The sequence below is a fragment of the Amycolatopsis sp. Poz14 genome (assembly GCF_006704225.1).
Lineage (GTDB): Bacteria > Actinomycetota > Actinomycetes > Mycobacteriales > Pseudonocardiaceae > Amycolatopsis > Amycolatopsis nivea.
In genome coordinates this window covers 7,290,883-7,309,762 of the sequence record NZ_JACLHD010000001.1, presented here as the reverse complement: position 1 = coordinate 7,309,762, position 18,880 = coordinate 7,290,883, and the positions used below count along the sequence as shown (strand labels likewise).

General features: G+C 70.4%; 16 protein-coding genes. 3 read left to right on the top strand and 13 right to left on the bottom strand.

Going from position 1 to position 18,880, the window contains the following annotated elements:
* Positions 1-9: 9 nt before the first annotated feature.
* From FKO37_RS33915 to hpnC, 8 genes are all read right to left on the bottom strand, one after another.
* On the bottom strand, positions 10-1,035 hold the full coding sequence (locus FKO37_RS33915) for a phenylalanine--tRNA ligase subunit alpha (protein ID WP_238607174.1): 1,026 nt from the start codon (positions 1,033-1,035) through the stop codon (positions 10-12).
* A 234-nt stretch (positions 1,036-1,269) separates the two neighbouring features.
* On the bottom strand, positions 1,270-2,271 hold the full coding sequence (gene hpnH, locus FKO37_RS33910) for an adenosyl-hopene transferase HpnH (RefSeq protein ID WP_037819406.1): 1,002 nt from the start codon (positions 2,269-2,271) through the stop codon (positions 1,270-1,272).
* Between the two features lie 3 nt (positions 2,272-2,274).
* Positions 2,275-3,744, bottom strand: coding sequence for a 4-hydroxy-3-methylbut-2-enyl diphosphate reductase (gene ispH / locus FKO37_RS33905; RefSeq protein WP_238607173.1), 1,470 nt, complete (start codon positions 3,742-3,744; stop codon positions 2,275-2,277).
* Positions 3,741-5,645, bottom strand: coding sequence for a squalene--hopene cyclase (gene shc / locus FKO37_RS33900; RefSeq protein WP_238607172.1), 1,905 nt, complete (start codon positions 5,643-5,645; stop codon positions 3,741-3,743). The genes ispH and shc overlap by 4 nt, the downstream gene beginning before the upstream one ends.
* Positions 5,645-6,676 (bottom strand): polyprenyl synthetase family protein, encoded by a 1,032-nt coding sequence (locus FKO37_RS33895; protein ID WP_238607171.1) that lies wholly within the window; start codon positions 6,674-6,676, stop codon positions 5,645-5,647. Before FKO37_RS33895 ends, shc begins: the two co-directional genes overlap by 1 nt.
* A complete protein-coding gene (hpnE, locus tag FKO37_RS33890) occupies positions 6,673-8,010 on the bottom strand; it encodes a hydroxysqualene dehydroxylase HpnE (RefSeq protein WP_238607170.1) in 1,338 nt (445 codons plus the stop codon). The genes FKO37_RS33895 and hpnE overlap by 4 nt, the downstream gene beginning before the upstream one ends.
* The gene (gene hpnD, locus FKO37_RS33885; RefSeq protein WP_238608376.1) at positions 8,007-8,867 is read right to left on the bottom strand and encodes a presqualene diphosphate synthase HpnD; all 861 of its coding nucleotides are present in this window, start codon (positions 8,865-8,867) and stop codon (positions 8,007-8,009) included. The genes hpnE and hpnD overlap by 4 nt, the downstream gene beginning before the upstream one ends.
* Before the next feature lie 5 nt (positions 8,868-8,872).
* On the bottom strand, positions 8,873-9,739 hold the full coding sequence (gene hpnC, locus FKO37_RS33880; RefSeq protein ID WP_240014267.1) for a squalene synthase HpnC: 867 nt from the start codon (positions 9,737-9,739) through the stop codon (positions 8,873-8,875).
* A gap of 150 nt (positions 9,740-9,889) precedes the next feature.
* Here hpnC and FKO37_RS33875 point away from each other — a divergent pair, with 150 nt between their 5' ends.
* Positions 9,890-11,086 carry a CdaR family transcriptional regulator gene (locus FKO37_RS33875; protein ID WP_051729736.1) on the top strand — a complete coding sequence of 399 codons (1,197 nt, stop codon included), beginning with the start codon at positions 9,890-9,892 and terminating at the stop codon, positions 11,084-11,086.
* A 123-nt stretch (positions 11,087-11,209) separates the two neighbouring features.
* Here the strand turns inward: FKO37_RS33875 and FKO37_RS33870 are convergent, their stop codons facing one another.
* Both FKO37_RS33870 and FKO37_RS33865 read right to left on the bottom strand, forming a co-directional pair.
* Positions 11,210-11,959, bottom strand: a complete 750-nt coding sequence (locus tag FKO37_RS33870; RefSeq protein WP_238607168.1) for an SDR family oxidoreductase — start codon at positions 11,957-11,959, stop codon at positions 11,210-11,212.
* On the bottom strand, positions 11,959-12,624 hold the full coding sequence (locus FKO37_RS33865) for a VC0807 family protein (RefSeq protein ID WP_037819429.1): 666 nt from the start codon (positions 12,622-12,624) through the stop codon (positions 11,959-11,961). Before FKO37_RS33865 ends, FKO37_RS33870 begins: the two co-directional genes overlap by 1 nt.
* Before the next feature lie 98 nt (positions 12,625-12,722).
* Between FKO37_RS33865 and FKO37_RS33860 the strand changes: the two genes are divergently transcribed.
* Positions 12,723-13,706: a DMT family transporter gene (locus tag FKO37_RS33860; RefSeq protein ID WP_235146774.1), complete on the top strand. Its 984-nt coding sequence runs from the start codon at positions 12,723-12,725 to the stop codon at positions 13,704-13,706.
* 25 nt (positions 13,707-13,731) lie between these two features.
* Complete coding sequence (locus tag FKO37_RS33855) at positions 13,732-16,599, top strand: WS/DGAT domain-containing protein (protein ID WP_238608375.1); 2,868 nt, start codon at positions 13,732-13,734, stop codon at positions 16,597-16,599.
* Here the strand turns inward: FKO37_RS33855 and FKO37_RS33850 are convergent, their stop codons facing one another.
* The 3 genes from FKO37_RS33850 to FKO37_RS33840 all read right to left on the bottom strand — a co-directional run bounded on the left by FKO37_RS33850 (position 16,600) and on the right by FKO37_RS33840 (position 18,810).
* Positions 16,600-17,331: a DUF427 domain-containing protein gene (locus tag FKO37_RS33850; protein ID WP_238607167.1), complete on the bottom strand. Its 732-nt coding sequence runs from the start codon at positions 17,329-17,331 to the stop codon at positions 16,600-16,602. It abuts the gene before it with no gap.
* Positions 17,328-17,825, bottom strand: coding sequence for a peptide-methionine (S)-S-oxide reductase MsrA (gene msrA / locus FKO37_RS33845; RefSeq protein WP_037819559.1), 498 nt, complete (start codon positions 17,823-17,825; stop codon positions 17,328-17,330). The genes FKO37_RS33850 and msrA overlap by 4 nt, the downstream gene beginning before the upstream one ends.
* Positions 17,826-17,904: 79 nt before the next feature.
* Positions 17,905-18,810: a LysR family transcriptional regulator gene (locus tag FKO37_RS33840; RefSeq protein WP_037819436.1), complete on the bottom strand. Its 906-nt coding sequence runs from the start codon at positions 18,808-18,810 to the stop codon at positions 17,905-17,907.
* Between the last annotated feature and the right edge of the window lie 70 nt (positions 18,811-18,880).

The window sequence follows — 18,880 nt, the reverse complement described above, 5'->3', positions numbered from 1 at the left end:
GCGGGCCTTTCACGCGAATTGGGAGAGGAAGCGCAGGTCGGCGCTGTGCATCAGCCGGACGTCGTCGATGCCGTAGCGCATCATCGCCAGCCGGTCCAGGCCGACGTTCAGATAGCAGCCGGACCACCGCGCCGGGTCGAGTCCGGCGGCCAGCAGCACGTTCGGATGCGGGCTGCCGCCGGGCATCACCTCGAGCCAGCCGGTTCGCCCGCAGGTCCGGCAGCCGCGTCCGGAGCACACCCGGCAGAGCATGTCGATCTCGAAACCTGGCTCCACGAAAGGGAAGTACCCGGCTCGCATCCGCGTCCGCACTGGTTCGCCGAACACCGTGCCGAGAATGGTGTCGACGAGGAACCGGGCGGTGGCGAGCGGGACGGTTTCGTCCACCACCAGCACCTCGTACTGGAAGAACGCGCGTTCGTGCCGGGCGTCGGTGCTTTCGTTGCGGTAAACCCGGCCTGGATAGGCGATCCGGATCGGTGGTTCGTGCGTGCTCAGGTATCGGACGCTCGCGCCGGTCAGGTGCGGTCGCAGGCAGCGGCCGTCGGCCAACCAGTAGGTGTCCATGCTTTCGCGCGCCGGATGGTCGGCGGGGAAGTTGAGCCGATCGAATTCCATTTTCGCGGAGCTGATTTCCGGGCCCTCGACGATCGCGAAGTTCAGCGCGCGGAAGGCGTCGTCGAGGTCGTATCTCAGCTGGGTGACCGGGTGCAGTCCGGCGGTCGGCGGCGGGAGGCCGGGAATGGTCGGATCGAGCGGGCGGTCCAGCGCGGTTTCCGCGGCGAGCTTTTCTTCCAGCGCAGCGGCAATGCGCTGGTGTGCTTTGGAAAGCGCGAGGCCGAGCTGCTTTCGGGCGGCCGGGTCGCAGCGGCCGAGTTCGCGACGGACGGCGGCGAGCGGGCTGGACTTGCCGAGCATGGAACGGCGCACGTCAGCGACGGCAGCCGGAGTGCCGGCCTGGGCGAGATCGGCGAGCGCGGCCTCGGTCAGCGCAGTGATCCGGCGCAGCATCGAGACGGGGTCAAGGGGGTCCACAGATTCCTGCCTTCGGGTTGTGAAGTGCTGGACTTCACCCCCGGGCAGTGTGGGGAGACGCGGACGTCAGCGGGCGGAACCCGGCGCGCACGCGCAGCCCCCGGGCACTCCCCGGGGGCGAAGAAATCGCTGTGCACGCATGCGCTCATCATGGCACGCCGGCTGTCCGTCCGGCAAATGAAAAGCCCCTTGAAGGAATCAGCTTCCCTCAAGGGGCCCTTCACGGACAGCGGGTCAGTGGCCGACGGCGGCCCGGACAGACTCCTTCAGTGAGCCGAGCGTGGCGATGACCGCGGTGGGTTCGTAGCCGCAATGCGCCATGCAGTTCGAACAGCGCGGATCCTTGCCGCGGCCGAAGTTCTCCCATTCGGTGGTTTCGATGAGTTCCCGGTAGGTCTCCGCGTAGCCGTCGTCGAGCAGGTAGCACGGACGCTGCCAGCCGAGCAGCGAATACGACGGGATGCCCCACGGCGTGCATTCCAGGTCGCGTTTGCCCTCGAGGAAATCGAGGAACACCGGCGAATGGTTGAGCCGCCAGCGTTTCCGGTTGCCGCCGCCGAAAGCCTTGGCGAACAGTTCGCGGGTCTGCTGCACGCCGAGCCAGTGGTCCTGGTCCGGGGCCTTCTCGTACGCGTAGCCCGGCGAGATCTGCATGTTGTCCACGCCGAGGTCGTTCAGGTAGTCGAGCACGTCGATGACGTCCTGCGGGGTGTCCCCGGTGAAGAACGTCGTGTTCGTCATGACGCGGAAGCCCTTTTCCTTGGCGAGCTTGATCGCGTCGACCGCCGCCTGGAAACCGCCCTCCTTGCGCACCGACGCGTCGTGCCGGTCTTCGAGGCCGTCGATGTGCACCATCCACGCGAAATTGCGGTGCGGCTTGAATTTGTGGATGTGCTTGGGCAGCAGCAGCGCGTTGGTGCACAGGAAAATGATCTTGTTGCGGGCGAGCAGCTGTCGGGTGATCTCGTCGATCTGTGGGTGCATCAGCGGTTCGCCGCCCGCGATCGACACCATCGGCGCGCCGCTCTCCTCGATCGCCCCGACCGCCTGCTCCACCGGCATCCGCTGTTTCAGCAGGGTGTGCGGCTGCGCGATCTTGCCGCAGCCGCCGCATTTGAGATTGCACGCGAAGAGCGGTTCCAGCTCGACCAGGAGCGGGAATTTCTCCTTGCGCATCAGCTTCTGCTTCATCAGGTAACCGCCCAGCCGAAGAGACTGGCGCAACGGCATGGCCATCGCTCAGAGCACCTCCCGAGGTAGGGTGAACGTCATTTCTTCTTCTGTCAGCGCGTTTTCCGCGACGCTGACCGGACCCAATCCGCGAAGGGCCTCGACTGTTTCGGACACCAGACGCGGCGGCGCGGACGCTCCCGCGGTGAGCCCGATCCGCCCGGCCCCGGCGAGCCGGCGCAGGTCGACGTCGCCGCAGCCGTCCACGAGCACCGCCGGGGTGCCCTCGCGTTCGGAGACCTCCACGAGCCGCCGCGAGTTGGACGAGTTGCCGGAACCCACCACCAGCACCAGATCCACGTCGCGGGCGATCGCGCGCAAAGCCTGCTGCCGGTTGGTGGTGGCGTAACAGATGTCGTCCTTGCGCGGCGAGGAAAGGCCGGGGAATCGTTCGCGCAGCACAGAAGCGATCTCTTCGGCCTCGTCGAGCGCCAGCGTGGTCTGCATGGTGTAGGCGGTTCGCGACGGGTCGCGCACGGTGACCGTCCGGGCGGCTGCGACATCGCCGACGACCACCACATTGTCGGGCGCTTCCCCGACGGTTCCTTCGACCTCCTCGTGCTCGGCATGTCCAATGAGGAACACTGTCTCGCCGCGACCGGTGTAACGGCGGACTTCGTTGTGCACCTTGGTAACCAACGGACACGTCGCGTCCACTACGGACAGTCCGCGATCCGCCGCGGCGCGCCGAACCGCCGGGGAGACTCCGTGGGCGGCGAACACCAGCGTCGCGCCTTCCGGAACTTCCTCCACCTCGTCCACGAACACCGCGCCGCGCCCCTGCAGCTGGTGCACGACGTGGGTGTTGTGCACGATCTGCCGACGCACGTACACCGGCGCGCCGTGCTTCTCCAGCGCGCGTTCGACAATCTCGATCGCCCGCTCCACCCCGGCACAGAACGATCGCGGACTAGCCAGCAACACCGTTCGCGGCCCTACGGCTTCAGTCCACGCAGTGATCGCGGGAGCGGCCCGGCGCAGACTCCGCAACCCGGCGAGTCCATTCGAGACCGTCGAGGGATGCAGCAGCGGCGCACCGACAGTGTCCACAATGGCGCGTACCACAGCGAACGGTTCACCGTCGGCCGCGAGCCACGCGGACTCCATGTCGACCGCCAGCGCACCACTCGAAGTCAGCGAAGCGCGTTCCCGCTCCCGCACCACATGCGAACTGCCGACCACGGGTCCGAGATGGACAGTGAGCCCGAGACGGCGCAACGCACCCGCCAGCAGCGGCGCGGACGGCACCGGCACCACTCCGGACGGACCGCGCACCTCGGTGGCGACCACCACGTCCCCCGGTCGTACCGACGGGGTGAGCCCGCCGCCGATCCCCGCGACGATCCGCGGTCCGGACGGGAGCCGGGCCGCAGCGGCGGCGGCCCGGCGAGGCCCGAGTCCGGTGTGGACCGTCCGCGGATCGGGACCGCGCAAGGCGGCCTGTTCGATCCGCAACGGGGTGCAGACGATCGGGGTCATGACCCGCCTCGTACATATCGGCCTAGTGCGGACAACGGGAACACCACGCGGTACAGGTGATACGACAGGTAGAAGTCGCCGGGGAACCCGGTTCCGGTGTGCTTGTCCTCGTCCCAGCCCCCGTCCGGCCGCTGCCGTTCGACCAGCCACTGGACGCCCCTCGTGACCACAGTGGACTCCCGCTCCCCGGCAGCCAGCAGCGCCAGCAACGCCCACGCGGTCTGCGACGGCGTCGAGTCGCCGCGCCCAGCCCATGCCCGGTCGTCGTAGGACCGCAGATCCTCGCCCCACCCGCCGTCGTCGTTCTGGTGCTCGGCCAGCCACTTCACCGCACGCCGGATCCGCGGGTCAGCACCAGTGACGCCGGCCGCGACCAGCGCGGGCACCACCGCGCCCGTGCCGTACACGTAGTTCGCGCCCCACCGGCCGAACCACGAGCCGTCCTCTTCCTGGTTGTCCCACAGCCACCGGATCCCGCGACGGCATTCGCGGCTGCCGGATTTCCCTTCCGCGGCCAGCATTTCGACCACGTGCGCGGTCACGTCCGCCGAGGGGGGATCGATCACCGCGCCGAAATCGCAGAACGGCAGCCGAGTGGTCAGCACCTGCGTGTTGTCCGCGTCGAACGCACCCCAGCCGCCGTCGCCGGACTGCATCCCCTCCAGCCATGCGACGCTCCGGTCGACCGCCTCGCGGATCCGCAGGTGGTCCGGTTTGCCCATCCGCCGCAGCGCGAGCACCACCTCGGCGGTGTCGTCGGTGTCCGGGTAGCCGTCGTTGGCGAACTCGAACGCGAACCCGCCCGGTTTCAGCGAGGGCCGCCGCACCGCCCAGTCGCCCGGCACCCGGATTTCCTCGCCCAGCATCCAATCAGCGGCGCGCACCAGGGTTTGGTCGCCGGGGGAGACACCCGCGTCGAGCAGCGCGGTCATCGCCAACGCGGTGTCCCACACCGGAGATTGGCACGCTTCGAGGCGGCGCACCCAGCCCTGTTCGGTCTTCTCGCGGATGGTGAACCCGTCGAGCCCGGCGATCCCGGCCTTGAGCGCGGGATGGTCGAGCGAGTAGCCGAGCAGGTGCAGCGCGAGGATCGAGTACACCCACGGCGGCTGGATCCCGCCCCACGAACCGTCCGCCTCCTGCCGCGCCAGGATCCACTCCGCAGCCTGTTTGATCGCAAGCTTCCGCACCGGGTTGAGCGGCAGTTTCGCGTAGGCGTGCAGCGCGGTGTCGAGGTTCTGGAACACGCCGTCCCACGTCCACGGCGCGCGCGTCTTCGGCGGACGCTTGCCGGTGCGCAGTTCGGCGACATCGAACGGCAGCTTCCGCACCGGGCGCAGCGTGCCGACGATGGTCAGCGGCACGATGGTCTGCCGGGCCCAGCAGGCGAAGTCGTAGACGTTGAGCGGGAACCACGACGGCAGGAAGATCAGCTCCGGCGGCAGGCTCGGCAGGTCGTCCCACGACCACTGGCCCACCATCGCGAGCCAGATCCGGGTGAACACCCGCGTCGCCTCGATCCCGCCCTGCTCGCGGATCCACTCCGCCGCCGTGGCCAGCCACGGGGCGTCCGCCGGATCGCCGGCCAGCCGGAGCGCGACCCACGCCTCGACCGTGGTGGACAGGTCGGCCGGGCCGTCCGGGAAGTTCGCCCAGGTGCCGTCGGCGCGCTGCTGCGAGCGGATCCAGCGCGCGGACTCCTCGGCGATCTGCGGGGTGAGGATGCCGAGGAAGTGCCGCAGCAACAGGTCTTCGGCGTCCATCGTGACGTTGGTGGCGAGTTCGCCCTTCCACCATCCGGCGCGGTCCTGCTCGCGGCGCAGGAACTCGACGGCCGCCGCGACAGTGTCCGAGGCGGTGCGGGCGGCGGGCGCGGACGTGCGGGGGACGGTCTGGGTCATCACGCTTCCCTTCCGGCGATGAAACGGGCGATCGAGACGAGGTCGTCGCGCGGGCCCGGCGGGACGGCGGCCAGCGCTTGCTCCGCGGCGGCGACGTGCCGCGCCGCTTCCGCGGTGGCCCACTCGCGGCCGCCCGCGTCGTCCACCAGCGCGGCGATCCGCGCGAGGTCGGTGTCGTCGTCTCCGGCGAGCCATTCCGCCAACCGGCGGCCCGCCGCGCCGCCGTGCGTGGTCGCGTAGGTGATCGGCAGCGACTTCTTGCGCGCCCGCAGGTCGGAGTACACCGATTTCCCGGTGACCGCCGGATCGCCCCAGATGCCGAGCACGTCGTCGACGAGCTGGAACGCGAGGCCGATCTCCTCGCCGAACACCGCCAGCGCGTCGACCACCTCGGCGGGCGCGCCGGCGAGCACGGCCCCGATCGCGGCGCTGGCGGACAGCAGCGCACCGGTTTTCCCGGCCGCCATCGTCACGCATTCGGCGAGGACGACGTCGTCGCGCTGCTCGAACGCGACGTCCAGGAACTGGCCGTGGATGAGCCGTCGCGTGGTCTCGGTGAGCAGCCGCCCGGCCGCGACCGCGTGCGGGGAACCGCTGTCCAGCACCACTTCCTGCGCGAGGGCGAGCATCGCGTCCCCGGTCAGGATCGCGCTCGCGGACCCCCACAGCGCCCACACCGTCGGCCGGTGCCTGCGCTCGGTGTCGCCGTCCATCAGATCGTCGTGGACGAGCGAGAAGTTGTGCACCAGTTCCACCGCGACCGCGCCGGGCACGCCCACTTCCACCGGCGCGCCCGCGGCCCGCGCGGACACCAAGGCGAGCGCCGAACGCACGGCCTTGCCGCCGTTGCCCTGGACCGGCACGCCGTTCGGGTCGGTCCAGCCGAGGTGGTAGGCGCTGATCGCGCGGCTGGTGTCGTCCAGCCGGTCGACGGCGGCGCGCAACGCTGGCTGCACGACGTCCCGCGCGCTGCCGAGCACCGGCGGCACCGCTGAACGCGTTTTCTCGGCAGAAAACAGATTGGCGGTCATGCTCCGACTCCCTCCCTCTTACCGTTGTGCTGGAGAAGGGCGGCGGCCGCGGCTGCGCCACTGCGCGCGGCGCCCTCCATCGTGGCGGGCCATCCGGTCGCGGTCCACGCGCCCGCCAGGTACAGGCCGGGCAGCGCGGTGCGCGCGGGCGGGCGCAGCGAGGCGGTGCCGGGGCCGGGCCGGAACGTCGCGTGCCGCTCGCGGGTGACGAAGAAGTCGAGCACCTGCGCGCCGCGCGCCTCGGGCAGCAGCGCCAGCAGCTCGGGCAGCAACTGTTCGCGGAGTTTCGCGGTGGGCAGATCGATCTGCGCGTCCGCGGCGGACAGCGACATCGCGAGGTACTGCCCGGAGTCCAAACCGGACTGCCGCGTTCGGTCGAACACCCACTGCACCGGTGTGCGCACGCCCGCGACAAACGGTTCGTCGAGGACTTTCCGGTCGAGCACCACGTGCACGTTCACGATCGGCGAGCTGCCGAGCCCGCCGGACCAGCCCGGCGGCAGCCCGATCGCCCCGGCGGGCGCGAGCTGTTCGGTCACCGGCGGGGGAGTGGCGAGCACGACCTGGCTGAACTCCTCCTCGCCGCGATCGGTGACGACCTGCCAGCCTTCGCTGATCGCGCGCACCTTCGTGCCGAGCCGGACGTCCGCCCCGGCCTCGGTCAGCCGTTCGCGCGCCGGATCGCCGTGCAGTTCCCGCAACGGCACGAGCGACCAGCCGATGTCGGCGGCGGCCGGGTCGGTGAGCAGCCCCTCCTGGAACACTGTCGCGGCGAGACTGAGCGACGCGTCGTCGGCCGTCGCGTTCAGCGTTGCCACGCCGACCAGGTCCCACAACGCTTCGATCGCCGCCGCGCTTTGTCCGTGCCGCCGCAGCCATTCCCCGAAGGACTGCCGGTCTGTGCGGTCCGCCTTCGGGTCCACCCGGCGCAACGCGAGCGCGGCGAGCGCGAACCGGGCGCGGTCGAGCGGGCGCAGCGGGTCGTAGCGCAGCAGCGACGTGGCCAGGTGCAGCGGCGCGGGCAGGTCGTCGCGGCGCAGCCAGGTCGGCGCGGCCGCGCCCGGCAGGCGGATCGGGATTTCCAGCCGAGGCTGCAGCGTCACCCGGTCCGCGACGTCGAGCCGGTCCAGCAGCGCGCGATAAGCGGTGCAGCAGCGAAGGAACACGTGCTGTCCATTGTCGACCCGCAGCTCGCCGCGAGCGAACGAATGCGTGAGCCCGCCCAAGTGCGGCCGCGCCTCGAACAGCGTCACCGGCCGTCCGGCGTCGGCGCAGGCGAGTGCGGCGGCGATGCCCGCTAGCCCACCGCCGACCACCGCGACCGGGGCGGTCATCGGCCGATCCCGGTCAGCGCCCGGAACGCCACCACCGCCTTTTCCCGGCCGGACAACGAAAGCCTGCGGTCGAACACGCGCGCGGGCTGTTCGTCGATCCGGTCCAGCAGGGTGCGGTAGATGCCTGACATCGCGGTGCAGCACGCGGCGCTGCGACCGTCCAAAGAGGGCACCAGGCGGAGACCGCGGGAGTACCAGTCGCGGGCCCGCGCGGCGCTGTCGTGGATCAGCGCAGTGAGCCCGCCTTCCGGGTCGGCCAGCTTCCCGTCCGGTCCGACGGACAGTTCGACGCCGAACCGGTCGAGGTCCTCTTTGGGCAGATACACCCGGCCGTTGAGCAGGTCCTCGCGGATGTCGCGGAGGATGTTGGTCTGCTGCAAGGCAATCCCGAGCTCGTCGGCGTACACCGGAGCGTTCGGCTCCGGACGGCTGCCGAACACGCCGAGGCACAGCCGCCCGACCGAACCCGCCACGCACCGGCAGTACTCGACCAGTTCCTCGAACCGCACGTACTCGCGCCCGGTCACGTCCATCTCGACGCCGTCGAGCAGTTCCTCGAACGCGCCGAGCGGAATCGGGTACCGGCGCGCCGCGTCGGCGACCGCGACGTACACCGGATCCGCGGTCGCGGACAGGTCGCCGAGCGATTTCCGGACCCCGGCGAGCCCCTGCAGCTTGGTCTCGGCGGACGCTTCGGTGTCGTCGCCGATGTCGTCGATGATCCTGGCCAGCGCGTACACCGCGCACAGCGCCGCGCGTTTGTCCGGCGGCAGCAACCGGATTCCGTAGTAGAAGTTGCGCGCCTGTTCCTTGGTGACCGTCGCGCAGTGCGCGTAGGCCTCGTCCACAGTGCCCATTGCCGTCATCCGGACCGCCTCCTCGTGCCGACTTGCAGCCACCCCAGCCAACTCAGCAGCCCGGCCCGGCTCGGCCGGACCGGTGCGGACAGCACGTCGCCGCCGCTCGCGCGCAGCGCGTCGACCGCGGCGAGCCCGCCGGCGAGGAAGCCGCTCACCGCGAACCGCCCCCAGCCCGACAGGTGCCCCAGCAGATCCGCGCCGCCGCCCAGCAGGGCGGCGGCGCGGCCGGTTTCCCACCGCATCAGCGCTTTCATCCGGGGCGACGCGTGCGCGGCGCCCAATTCCTCCTCGGCGACGCCGAACTCGGCGAGATCCTCCTGCGGCAGGTACACCCGCCCGTTGCGGTAGTCCTCGCCGACGTCCTGCCAGTGCTCCACGAGCTGGAGCCCGGTGCAGATCCGGTCGGACAGCTCCGCGGCGGCCGGGTCGGCCACCCCGAGCAGGTCGAGCACGATCCGCCCGACGGGATCGGCGGAAAGCTGGCAGTACGCCAGCAAGTCCGCGAAGACCGGGTAACGGTGCACGCGCTGGTCTTGGATGTTCGCCTGGACGAGCCGCTGGAACGGTTCCTCGGTCAGCCGTCCGGCGCGAATCGCGGGGAGAAGTCCACGGACAGCGGGATGTTCCGGTTCCCCGTTGCCGAACGCGGCGGCCAGGTCCGCCGAGAACGCCTCGAGCTGCGCGACCCGGTCGCCCTCGGCCTCGTCGCCCAGATCGTCCACAGTGCGCGCGACGGAATAGACCGCGACAAGGTCGGCGCGCAGCCGTTCCGGCAGCACCCGCAGGGCCACCGGAAAGTTTTCCGCGCGCCGTTTCTCTCGCAGTCCTGACGTATCCGGAGCGTGACGGACACCCGCTGTGGATCTCATCCTCGCCAGTGTCGCGCCCCCGGACGGGCGGCTTCTGCCGCCGGAAAGCGAATTTCGGTGGCTTCGACTTGGCACGAGAGGCCAAAGTGGGGCCAGGATGTCCCGAGGCGACCCGAGACCGCGGCCTGCGACGGAAGGACTCCCGGACACATGGGACCAGATCAGGTGACCCGGCTTGACGAACTGGAGACGGTGGTGACCCGCCGGCTGCCCGCCATGCTCAACGAGGTCCGCGACCAGCTCGCGGACGAGCACCCCGACTACGCGGAATTCCTGACCGAAGAACTCGCCGACCTCGTCGCCGCCAGCGCGGGATTCGTCCGGCGGCTGATCGACATGGCGGCCGACCCCGACGAGCGGCTGCCGGGGCTGGGGTCCGGCGTCGAGCAGACGGTGTTCGAGGAAATCGGGCGCGCGCAATACCAGCAGGGCAGGCGCGTCACGAGCCTGCTGTCGGCTTACCGGGTCGGCGCGCGCGTGGCGTGGCGGCACGTTTCGGAAGCCGCGCTCGATCTCGAGGTGCCCGCAGAACTGTTCGCCTCGCTCGCCACCACTGTGTTCGCTCTCGTGGACCAGCTATCGGAATCGTCGCTGCGCGGTTATTTGCAGGAGCAGTCGGACGCGGTGCGCGCGCGGGAACGGCTGCGCGACGAATTGACCGCGCTGCTGCTCTCCGACCGGGCGGACAAGGCCGCGGTGCGCGCGGCGGCGGCGCGTGCGGACTGGCGGTTGCCGAAGCACGCCGCGGTCGTGCTGGTGGAGGACGACAACGAGCTGGGCCGGGAATTGGTGTTCCGCCTCGAAGACAGCTGCCTGCGGCTGCGCAGGCCGGGCGTGGTCGTGGCGATAGTGCCGGACCCGGGCGGTCCCGGCAGGCGTGCGTGGCTGGCTCGCGCGCTGCGCGGCGGCGGCGCGGTGGTCGGCGCGACAGTGCCGCTCGACCGGCTCCCGGCCAGCCTGCGCATCGCCGAGGTGACCGCGCGGCTGCGCCGGGACCACCTGCTCAGCGACGATCCGGTGTTCGCCGACGAACACCTCGACGCGATCATCGTGCACCGCGACGACCGGCTGCTCGACGTGCTGCGAAGACAAGCCCTTGCCCCGCTTGACGAGCTGAACGAATCCGCGCGGGAACGGCTGTCCACCACGCTCACCTCGTGGCTGCTGCATCTGGGGGACCGCAAGGCGGTCGCGGAGGACCTGCACATCCATCCGCAGACGGTTTCGTACCGGCTCGGCCGCCTGCACGACCTGTTCGGGCCGTCGCTGGACGACCCGGCCGTGCGCGCGACGCTCGTGCTGGCGCTGGCCTGGGGACCGCCCGGCGAAGCGGACGAAACCGCCTGATCGGGGAATTTCCCTGATGCGGCAGTGCGGAGGACATGCTTGGGTCGCGTAAGCGGGGGTACCCCGGCGGGAACCGGGAGAGCCGCTCGCGAGGCGCCCGGGGAGGAGGTGTGCGTGGAGCCGTCAGCTTTCGGCGCCGAATCGCGCCGCGAGCGCGCGGTACAGGCCTGGTGCCGTGCCGCGCAGCGCGACGGGGATCCGCAGCCAGCGCGGCACGTAGTAGTCGCCCGGTTGCGCGGCGGCGCGCACCACGGCGGCGGCCACGCGTTCGGCGCTCACCGGACGGGGCGTGCTGCGGGTGTAAGGACGGCCGCGACGTTCGAAGAATTCTGTGCGCACTACGCCGGGAACTACGATTCCGACGGTTACTCCGGTGCCGTGCAACTCGAATCGGAGGCTGTCGGCGAAAGCGTCCACACCGGACTTCGCCGCGGCGTACACGGCTTCCCCGGCGACGCCGGTGCGTCCGGCGATCGAGGACACGAAAACGATCTGCCCGCGATCGCGTTCCAGCATGGCGGGGAGAAGCGCGCGCGTCAGGTCGAGCGGCGCGGTGAGGTTAACCGCGACGAGGTGTCGCAGCTGCTCCCCGGACAGTTCAGGCAGGGGACCGGCCCAGCCGAGACCGGCGTTGTTGACGAGCAGATCCACCGATCCGGTGATCGCCAGCGCGCGTTCGGCGAGCTCCGTCGCGGCACCGGGGTCCGCGAGGTCGGCGGCGAGCGCGGTGCCGCCGGTTTCCTGGGCGAGTGCGGCCAGCCGGTCCTCGTTCCGGCCGTGCAGCAGCACGTGGACGCCGGAGCGGGCGAGCAGCCGCGCGGTGGCGGCGCCGATGCCCGACGACGCGCCGGTGACCAGCGCGGTGCGGGCCATCAGGCGGCGGGCAGCGCGGCCGGGCGGTGGCCCATGCGCAGCGTGATGCCCGCCGAGCGCAGCGAACGCCGGAACCACCACAGCGAACCGGCGATGGCCAGCCCGATGACCGAGTACGAGCCCGCGGTGCTGACCATGAGGAAGCTGCCGACCGTTTCCCGCGCGAGCATCAGCAGCGTCACGCCGCCGTTCACCGCGAAGACGAGTCCCCACAGCACCGAAACGCGCTGGAAGAACCGGCGCATTCCGGGGTGTCCGGAGAGCGAATCGGGGAATGCGCAGAAATCGCCCGCCAGCCGCGCGAGCAGCGGTTTGTTGAACGGCGCGGAGATCAGGAACAGGCTGGCGACGAGGAAATTCTGTAGAGTCGGCTGCAGGAAGTACAGGAATGCGCTGCCGGTGGCCAGGCCCAGCACAGTGCGCGCGACCAGCAGAGCCGTGGTCAGCAGCAGCACGGCGGGGATCTTCTTGCGCAGCGCGAGCCGGGTGCCGACCACGGCGACCGACCAGCACAGCGCGGCGATGACCCCGCTGTCGAAGCTCACCAGGGTCAGCAGGAGATAGAACAGGCCGGCCGGGACCAGCGTCGACTCGAGCAGGTGCCGGCCCCCGTCCACGACGAGATTGCGGAACGAGGGGAGGTCGATCGTATGGGGGTGTCGCATGCGGGTTCTGCTGCCTCCGGTGCCAACCGGGCGACTCGGCCTCGGACAAGGCTTGAGCATAAGCACGGCGGATGGGGACGGTGTGAGGTGAAGAGTCCGTGACAGTTACGGGGATGTCGCTGGTCGTGGCTGTCCCCGCCGCCGTCGCCGGCGCGGCGTGCATGGGACTCGCGAGCGCAGCGCAGGCCAGGGCGACCAAAGAGGTGGAAACCGGCAAACCGCTCGACCTGACGCTCTTCAAGCGGCTCGTCGGACGACCATTGTGGCTCATCGGGATCGCCGCGACCATCCTGGGGCTCGTCCTGCAGCTCGTCGCGCTCGCGTTCGGGCCGTTGCTGCTGGTCCAGCCGCTGCTCGTGACGTCGCTCATGTTCGCCGGCCTGGCGTCCGCGCGGCTGGAGCGCCGCCGCCCGGACCGCACGATGAGTGCCGGCGGGTTGCTGTGCGTGGCCGGGCTCGCCGCGTTCCTCGTCATCGCCCGGCCGAGCGGCAACAGCGAGACGCTCGTCAGCGGCGGCGACCTGCTGCCACTCGGCATCGCGCTCGCGGTGGTCACGCTGGCGTCGCTTGTTGTTGCCGCGTCAACGAATTCCGGATCTTGGCGGGTGCTCGGGCTGGCTGTCGCGACCGGCGTGCTGTACGGCCTCACCGCCGGGCTGATGAAGGTGGTCGCGGGCCAGTTCCGGGCGGGGATCGACGAACCGTTCCGGCACTGGACGCTGTATCTGGTGTGCGTCGTGGGCCCATTGGGATTCCTGTTGAGCCAGAACACGTTCCAGCAGGGCCGGTACCTGACGCCCGCGCTCGCCGTCATTACTGCGCTGGATCCGCTGGTCGGCGTCGCGATCGGATTGTCATGGATGGGCGAATCGGCCGACGGGAGGCCGCTCGCGCTGTTCGGCGAGGCGCTCGCCGGGCTGGTGATCGTGGTCGGGATCGCCCTGCTGTCGACCAGGGCGTCGCATTTGTCGGCGGAATCGGATATGCCGTCCGGCGAAGAGGAAACCGCATCGGAAGAACCCGGCGAACGGCCTGATTCAGACCCGGACGACGGGTACGGCCTCGCCGGGACCGCCTGTTAGCGAGAAGGGGGCAGCGTTGGAGCGCGTGCTGATCGTGTCCGCGAACATGGGGCAGGGGCACAACGCGACGGGGCGCGCGCTCGAGGACGCGATACGGCAGCGATGGCCGGACGCGACCGTGCGGTGGGTCAACGCGCTGGAACGGCTCGGTCCCGGTTTCGAGGGGCTTTTCCAGCGGATTTACGTCGCCAATGTGGAAAGCGTCCCGTGGCTGTACGAGTTCTTTTACGCCGCGATCTGGCGGATTCCGTGGTTCGCCGCCGCGTCCCGCTGGTTCACCGCGGCGTGGTGCGGTCGGCGGCTCGCGAAACCGATCGCCGAATTCGCGCCGGATCTGGTGCTGTCGACGTATCCGATGGGCACTGCGGGACTGGCGTGGCTGCGCCGCAAAGGAAAATTGCGGGCGCCGATCGGTGCGTGGGTTTCGGACTTCGCACCGCATCCGTTCTGGGTTTACGGCGCGGCGGATCTCACCATGGTGATGCACGACGTCGCGGTCGCGCCCGCGCTGCGCTCGTCGCCGTCGGCGCACGTCGGGGTGTCCGCGCCGCCGGTGCGCGCGGTGTTCCGGCCAGGCGACCAGACCGCGGCGCGCCACGAACTGGGCTTGCCGCCGGACGCGTTCGTGCCGCTGGTTTCGTGCGGCTCACTGGGTTTCGGCGAGATCGAGACGACGGTGCGCGAACTGCTGGCGGCGGATCCGTCGGTGGCGCCGATCGCGATCTGCGGCCGCAACGACGCGGCGGCCGCCCGGCTGCGCGCCCTGGGCGAACCGCGGTTGCACGTAGTCGGGTGGACGGACCAGCCGGAGCGGTACACGCTGGCGGCGGACGTCGTGGTGACGAACGCGGGCGGGGCGACCTCGCTGGAGGCGCTGGCGTGCGGGCGCCCGGTGCTGATGCATCGCCCGATAGCCGCGCATGGCAAGGCGAACGCCCGGTTGATGGCCGCCGCCGGGCTCGCCCTGGTGTCCACAAAGGACGGTGAGCTGGCGGAGACCGTGCGCGGTCTGCTGGCGGAGCCGGAACGGCTCAAGGAGATGGCGGAAGCGGTCGCGCGGCATTGCGAAACGGCCACTCCGCTGGTGGAGGCGCTGGAATCGCTCGTTTCCGCGCCGCTGAACCCGCCAACGCAGCGGCTCCGGCCGGAGGACGCGCTGTTCGTGCACGTGGCCACGCCGGAGGTGCCGCAACAGGTCGGTGCGGTCTTGTTGTTCGATCCCAAGGCGGACGGCACACCGGTCACCCACGTGGACGCTGAGCATCTGCTCGCCGCGACCCCCGGCTTGCGAACGCGCTTGCTGCCCGGCAGCCGGTTATGGCGCGCACGGTGGCAGGAGGACCCGGGCCGGACGTCGGCGGACGTGCTGACTTCCGTGCGGGTCGGCCCGGAAGCGCCGCTGGACGAGGCGTTGACGCGGGAGATGGACGCGTTCTTCTCGGAACCGGTGTCCCCGGAACATCCCGTGCGGGCCAGGCTGGTGACCGGGATCGAGGGGGAGCAGGGGGCGTTGCTGATCGCGCTGCACCACGCGGCGAGTGACGGGATCGCGGTGATCAGCGCGCTGGTGGGGCAGGCGCGGGGGAAGGAACCGTTGACGCCGGTGCCGGTGCCTCGGCGGCGGGGGTGGTGGCGTCGCCCCAATGTGGCGTTGGGTGCATCTGACGCACCGAATGCCACATTGGGTGCGTCTGGCGCACCGAACGCCACTTTGGGTGCGTCTGGCGCACCGAACGCCACTTTGGGTGCGTCTGGCGTGCCGGATGCCGCGTCGGGTGCGTCTGGCGTGCCGAATGCCACTTCGGGTGAGTCTCACGCATCAAACGCCGCGTTGGGTGCGTCGGGCGCTGCGGATGCCGCTTTGGGTGCGTCTGGCGCACCGAACGCCACTTTGGGTGCGTCCGGCGCACCGAATGCCACATTGGGTGCATCTCACGCACCCAATGCCGCGTTGGGTGCGTCGCATGCACCCAATGCCACATTGGGGCGCAACGGGTCCCACCCTGGGCGGAGCGCGGTGCGGGCGGCACTTGCCAGCCTGGCGGCACCGGTGCGCGCGGCGCTCGCTCGCGTGGCGAGCCCGGTGTGGCATCGGCTTGACCGGCCACCGGGGTCGGCCGGTCGTTCCGGTACCGCCGAGTCCGGGCGCGCCAAGTCGAGCCAACGCAACCAAGCCGCCGAGCTGGCGCGCGGCGTCTGGATTCTCGCCCGAGCCGGTACCGCGCCCCGAGTCCGCTGGGACAAGCGGATCGACAGCCCCCGACGGCATTTCGCCCGGGCGCATCTCTCCGCCCCCGAAGTCCGGAAGGCCGCGCGCCGGGCGGGGGTGCCGACGACCAACCTCGTTCTCGCGCTCGTCGCCGAGGCCTTGCATCGCGAGCTGGGTGGGACCGCGCCGGAGCGGCTTCGGGTGTTGATTCCGATGTCGGTCCGCGACACCGGGACCTTCCGTCAGCTCGGCAACCACACCGGCGCGGCTTCGGTGGACCTGCCGACCGGCGCGATGTCGCTGTCGGAGCGCGTGCGGGCCACCGACCGGATGCTGTCCGACCAGGTCGGCCACGGTGCGCCCCGCGCGGGCAACGCTGTTGTGCGCGTGCTCGGGATCCTGCCGCCGGCGCTGCATCGCCGGGCGGCGAAGCTCGTCTACCGCGGCACGTGGTTCAGTGTCATCGCCTCGGTGCTGCCCGGCGCTCGGTCGCCGGTGGTGCTCAACGGGGCGCTCGTCCGCACTGTCTACCCGGTCTTGTCGCTCGCTCCCGGAGTCCCGGTGGCGGTCGGCATCATGACGTGGGCGGACCGGTTCACCGTCTGCATCACGGTGCCCGCCGGACAAGAGGCGCGCGGGGACCGGCTGGCGGCTGCGGTCGTGGAGGCGTTCGGACGGGTGTAGTCACTGCGAGAAGTGCGTGCGCGGGCGGGGAAGAAGTTCGCCGTCGACTTCGATGTCCACCATCTCGTTGTAGAACGCCACGAGTCCGGCGATGGGCTGGACGGCCGCGGCCGGGTAGGCGTAGGTCCACGCGAGGTGCTCGTGCAGGACGTCGCCGACGCGGACGGACCAGTAGCCGGACGTCTCGCCCTTGTACGGGCAGGCGGTGACCATGCCGGGTTCGGCAACGAGATGCGTGAAATCGACTTCGGTGCGGTTGAAATAATACCGGGTCGGGAGGCCGGTTTCGAACAGCAGTACCGGCGACGACGATGCCGCCAGCGTCACTCCGTTCAACCGCACGCGGACATGTCGCGTCGAACGCAAAGCGTCCACTCGCGTGTACGGGTTGCGCGGGTGGACGAAAACCTGTTCGTCCTCTTCGAACCAGGCGTCCAGCGCGTCCCAGTCGAACCGGACGTGTCCAGGTAGGACAGAGTCGTTCACCCAAGCGGCAGCAGGCTTTTCGACCTCGCCGACGCGCAGCGAGAACCGCCCGTCGTCTCCGGAGACCAGCGCGCCGGGGAGAACGTCGTCGAGCGGGAAATAGAACTGCGGATAGTAGGGCCATTCCCAGACGTATTTGGCCCGCGTGCTGTCCACAATGGTCTTCCCGGCGAGCACTCCGCGCACTCGCCGGGGGACCGGTTCGACGTGTCCGGCCTGGACTGCCGCCGCTGGGTAATCGGTCATCCGCGCTTCGGGAGTTTCCAGCCGGGGCGCGGGAAGTGGCAGGTGTAGCCGTGCGGATAGCGCTGCAGGTAGTCCTGGTGCTCCGGCTCCGCCTCCCAGAAATCGCCCGCCGCGGTCACCTCGGTGACGACCTTGCCGGGCCACAGTCCGGAGGCGTCGACGTCGGCGATGGTGTCTTCAGCGATCTGCTTTTGCTCGTCGGTGGTGTAGAAGATGGCGGAGCGGTAGCTGGTGCCGATGTCGTTGCCCTGGCGGTTCTTGGTGCTGGGGTCGTGGACCTGGAAGAAGAACTCCAGCAGCGCGCGGAAGTCGGTTTGTTCCGGGTCGTAGGTGACCTCGATGGTTTCGGCGTGGGTGCCGTGGTTGCGGTAGGTGGCGTGGGGGACGTCGCCGCCGCTGTAGCCGACGCGGGTCGCGGTCACGCCGGGCTGGTGGCGGAACAGCTCCTCCATGCCCCAGAAACATCCGCCGGCCAGGATCGCTTTTTCCGTCATTTCCTTCTCTCCCATCGGGGATTCCGTGTACAGGATGACGCCGCGGAGCCGGTCGCTATTCCGGTGGCCGGGGGCCCGGTCAGAACTCCGTAATATCTCCCTCCGCCGCGGCCGCGACGAACAGGTCCAGCAGCGTCCGCAGGGCCTGCGACGACGGGCGCTTCGCGGAGACGACGACGGTGAGCGGCCAGGTCAGCGACGTGTCGGCGAGCGGGATCGACACGACGCCCGGGTGGTCCAGCCGGGCGGTGCCGGGCAGGACCGCGACGCCGAGCCCGGCGGCGACGTAGCGCGGCACCGTCCGCAGGTCGGCGACCTCGGCGGTCACCCGGCGCGTAAGCCCGAGCGCGGCGAACTCCCGGTCGACCGCCAGCCGGTTCCCGAAGCCGCGCGGACAGTCGACGAACAGTTCGCCGTCCAGCTCCGGCAGCCGGACCTGCTCGCGTCCGGCGAGCGGATGGCTGTCCGGCAGTACGGCGTAGTACGGCACGCTGGCCAGCTGCGTCGCGTCGAGGCCGCCGAGTTCGGCCCGGGAGAGGCCGAGCAGTGCGACGTCGAGCCTGCCGTGGCGGACGTCGTCGGCGAGGCCGGACGAGCCGGTGAGGGACACCGTCAGATGCAGGTCGACCAGCGGGTGCCTGCGGTGGAACGCGCCGAGCAGCACCGGCAGATCGAACGCGTTCATGCTGGTCAGCGTGCCGATCCGGAGGCTTCCGCGCAGACCGGCGGACGCCTGCTGCACCACCTCGCGCGCCCGCTCCACCGATTCCAGCGCGGCTTTCGCCTCGGGCAGGAAGAGCGCGCCCGCGGTTGACAGCGCGACCCGGCGGGTAGACCGGTCGAACAGCGTCGCGCCGAGGTCGGTCTCGAGCGCGCGGATCGTCGCCGAGACCGTGGACTGCGTGGCGAACAGCCGCTGGGCCGCCCGCGTGAAGCTCAGCTCCTCGGCGACCGCCACGAAGTACTCCAGCTGCCGCGTCTCCATGCCCCAATTATCGCGGATCACGATAACTATGACCAACACTTTTCGTTGGACTTGATGAGTGGGGCGGGGG

Coding starts and splice junctions, on each gene's coding strand:
- FKO37_RS33875 (WP_051729736.1), top strand. CDS start 9,890: ATGGGACCAGATCAGGTGACCCGGCTTGACGAACTGGAGACGGTGGTG.
- FKO37_RS33870 (WP_238607168.1), bottom strand. CDS start 11,959: ATGGCCCGCACCGCGCTGGTCACCGGCGCGTCGTCGGGCATCGGCGCC.
- FKO37_RS33865 (WP_037819429.1), bottom strand. CDS start 12,624: ATGCGACACCCCCATACGATCGACCTCCCCTCGTTCCGCAATCTCGTC.
- ispH (WP_238607173.1), bottom strand. CDS start 3,744: ATGACCCCGATCGTCTGCACCCCGTTGCGGATCGAACAGGCCGCCTTG.
- hpnC (WP_240014267.1), bottom strand. CDS start 9,739: ATGAGATCCACAGCGGGTGTCCGTCACGCTCCGGATACGTCAGGACTG.
- hpnE (WP_238607170.1), bottom strand. CDS start 8,010: ATGACCGCCCCGGTCGCGGTGGTCGGCGGTGGGCTAGCGGGCATCGCC.
- FKO37_RS33895 (WP_238607171.1), bottom strand. CDS start 6,676: ATGACCGCCAATCTGTTTTCTGCCGAGAAAACGCGTTCAGCGGTGCCG.
- hpnH (WP_037819406.1), bottom strand. CDS start 2,271: ATGGCCATGCCGTTGCGCCAGTCTCTTCGGCTGGGCGGTTACCTGATG.
- hpnD (WP_238608376.1), bottom strand. CDS start 8,867: ATGGGCACTGTGGACGAGGCCTACGCGCACTGCGCGACGGTCACCAAG.
- msrA (WP_037819559.1), bottom strand. CDS start 17,825: ATGACGGAAAAAGCGATCCTGGCCGGCGGATGTTTCTGGGGCATGGAG.
- FKO37_RS33840 (WP_037819436.1), bottom strand. CDS start 18,810: ATGGAGACGCGGCAGCTGGAGTACTTCGTGGCGGTCGCCGAGGAGCTG.
- shc (WP_238607172.1), bottom strand. CDS start 5,645: ATGACCCAGACCGTCCCCCGCACGTCCGCGCCCGCCGCCCGCACCGCC.
- FKO37_RS33850 (WP_238607167.1), bottom strand. CDS start 17,331: ATGACCGATTACCCAGCGGCGGCAGTCCAGGCCGGACACGTCGAACCG.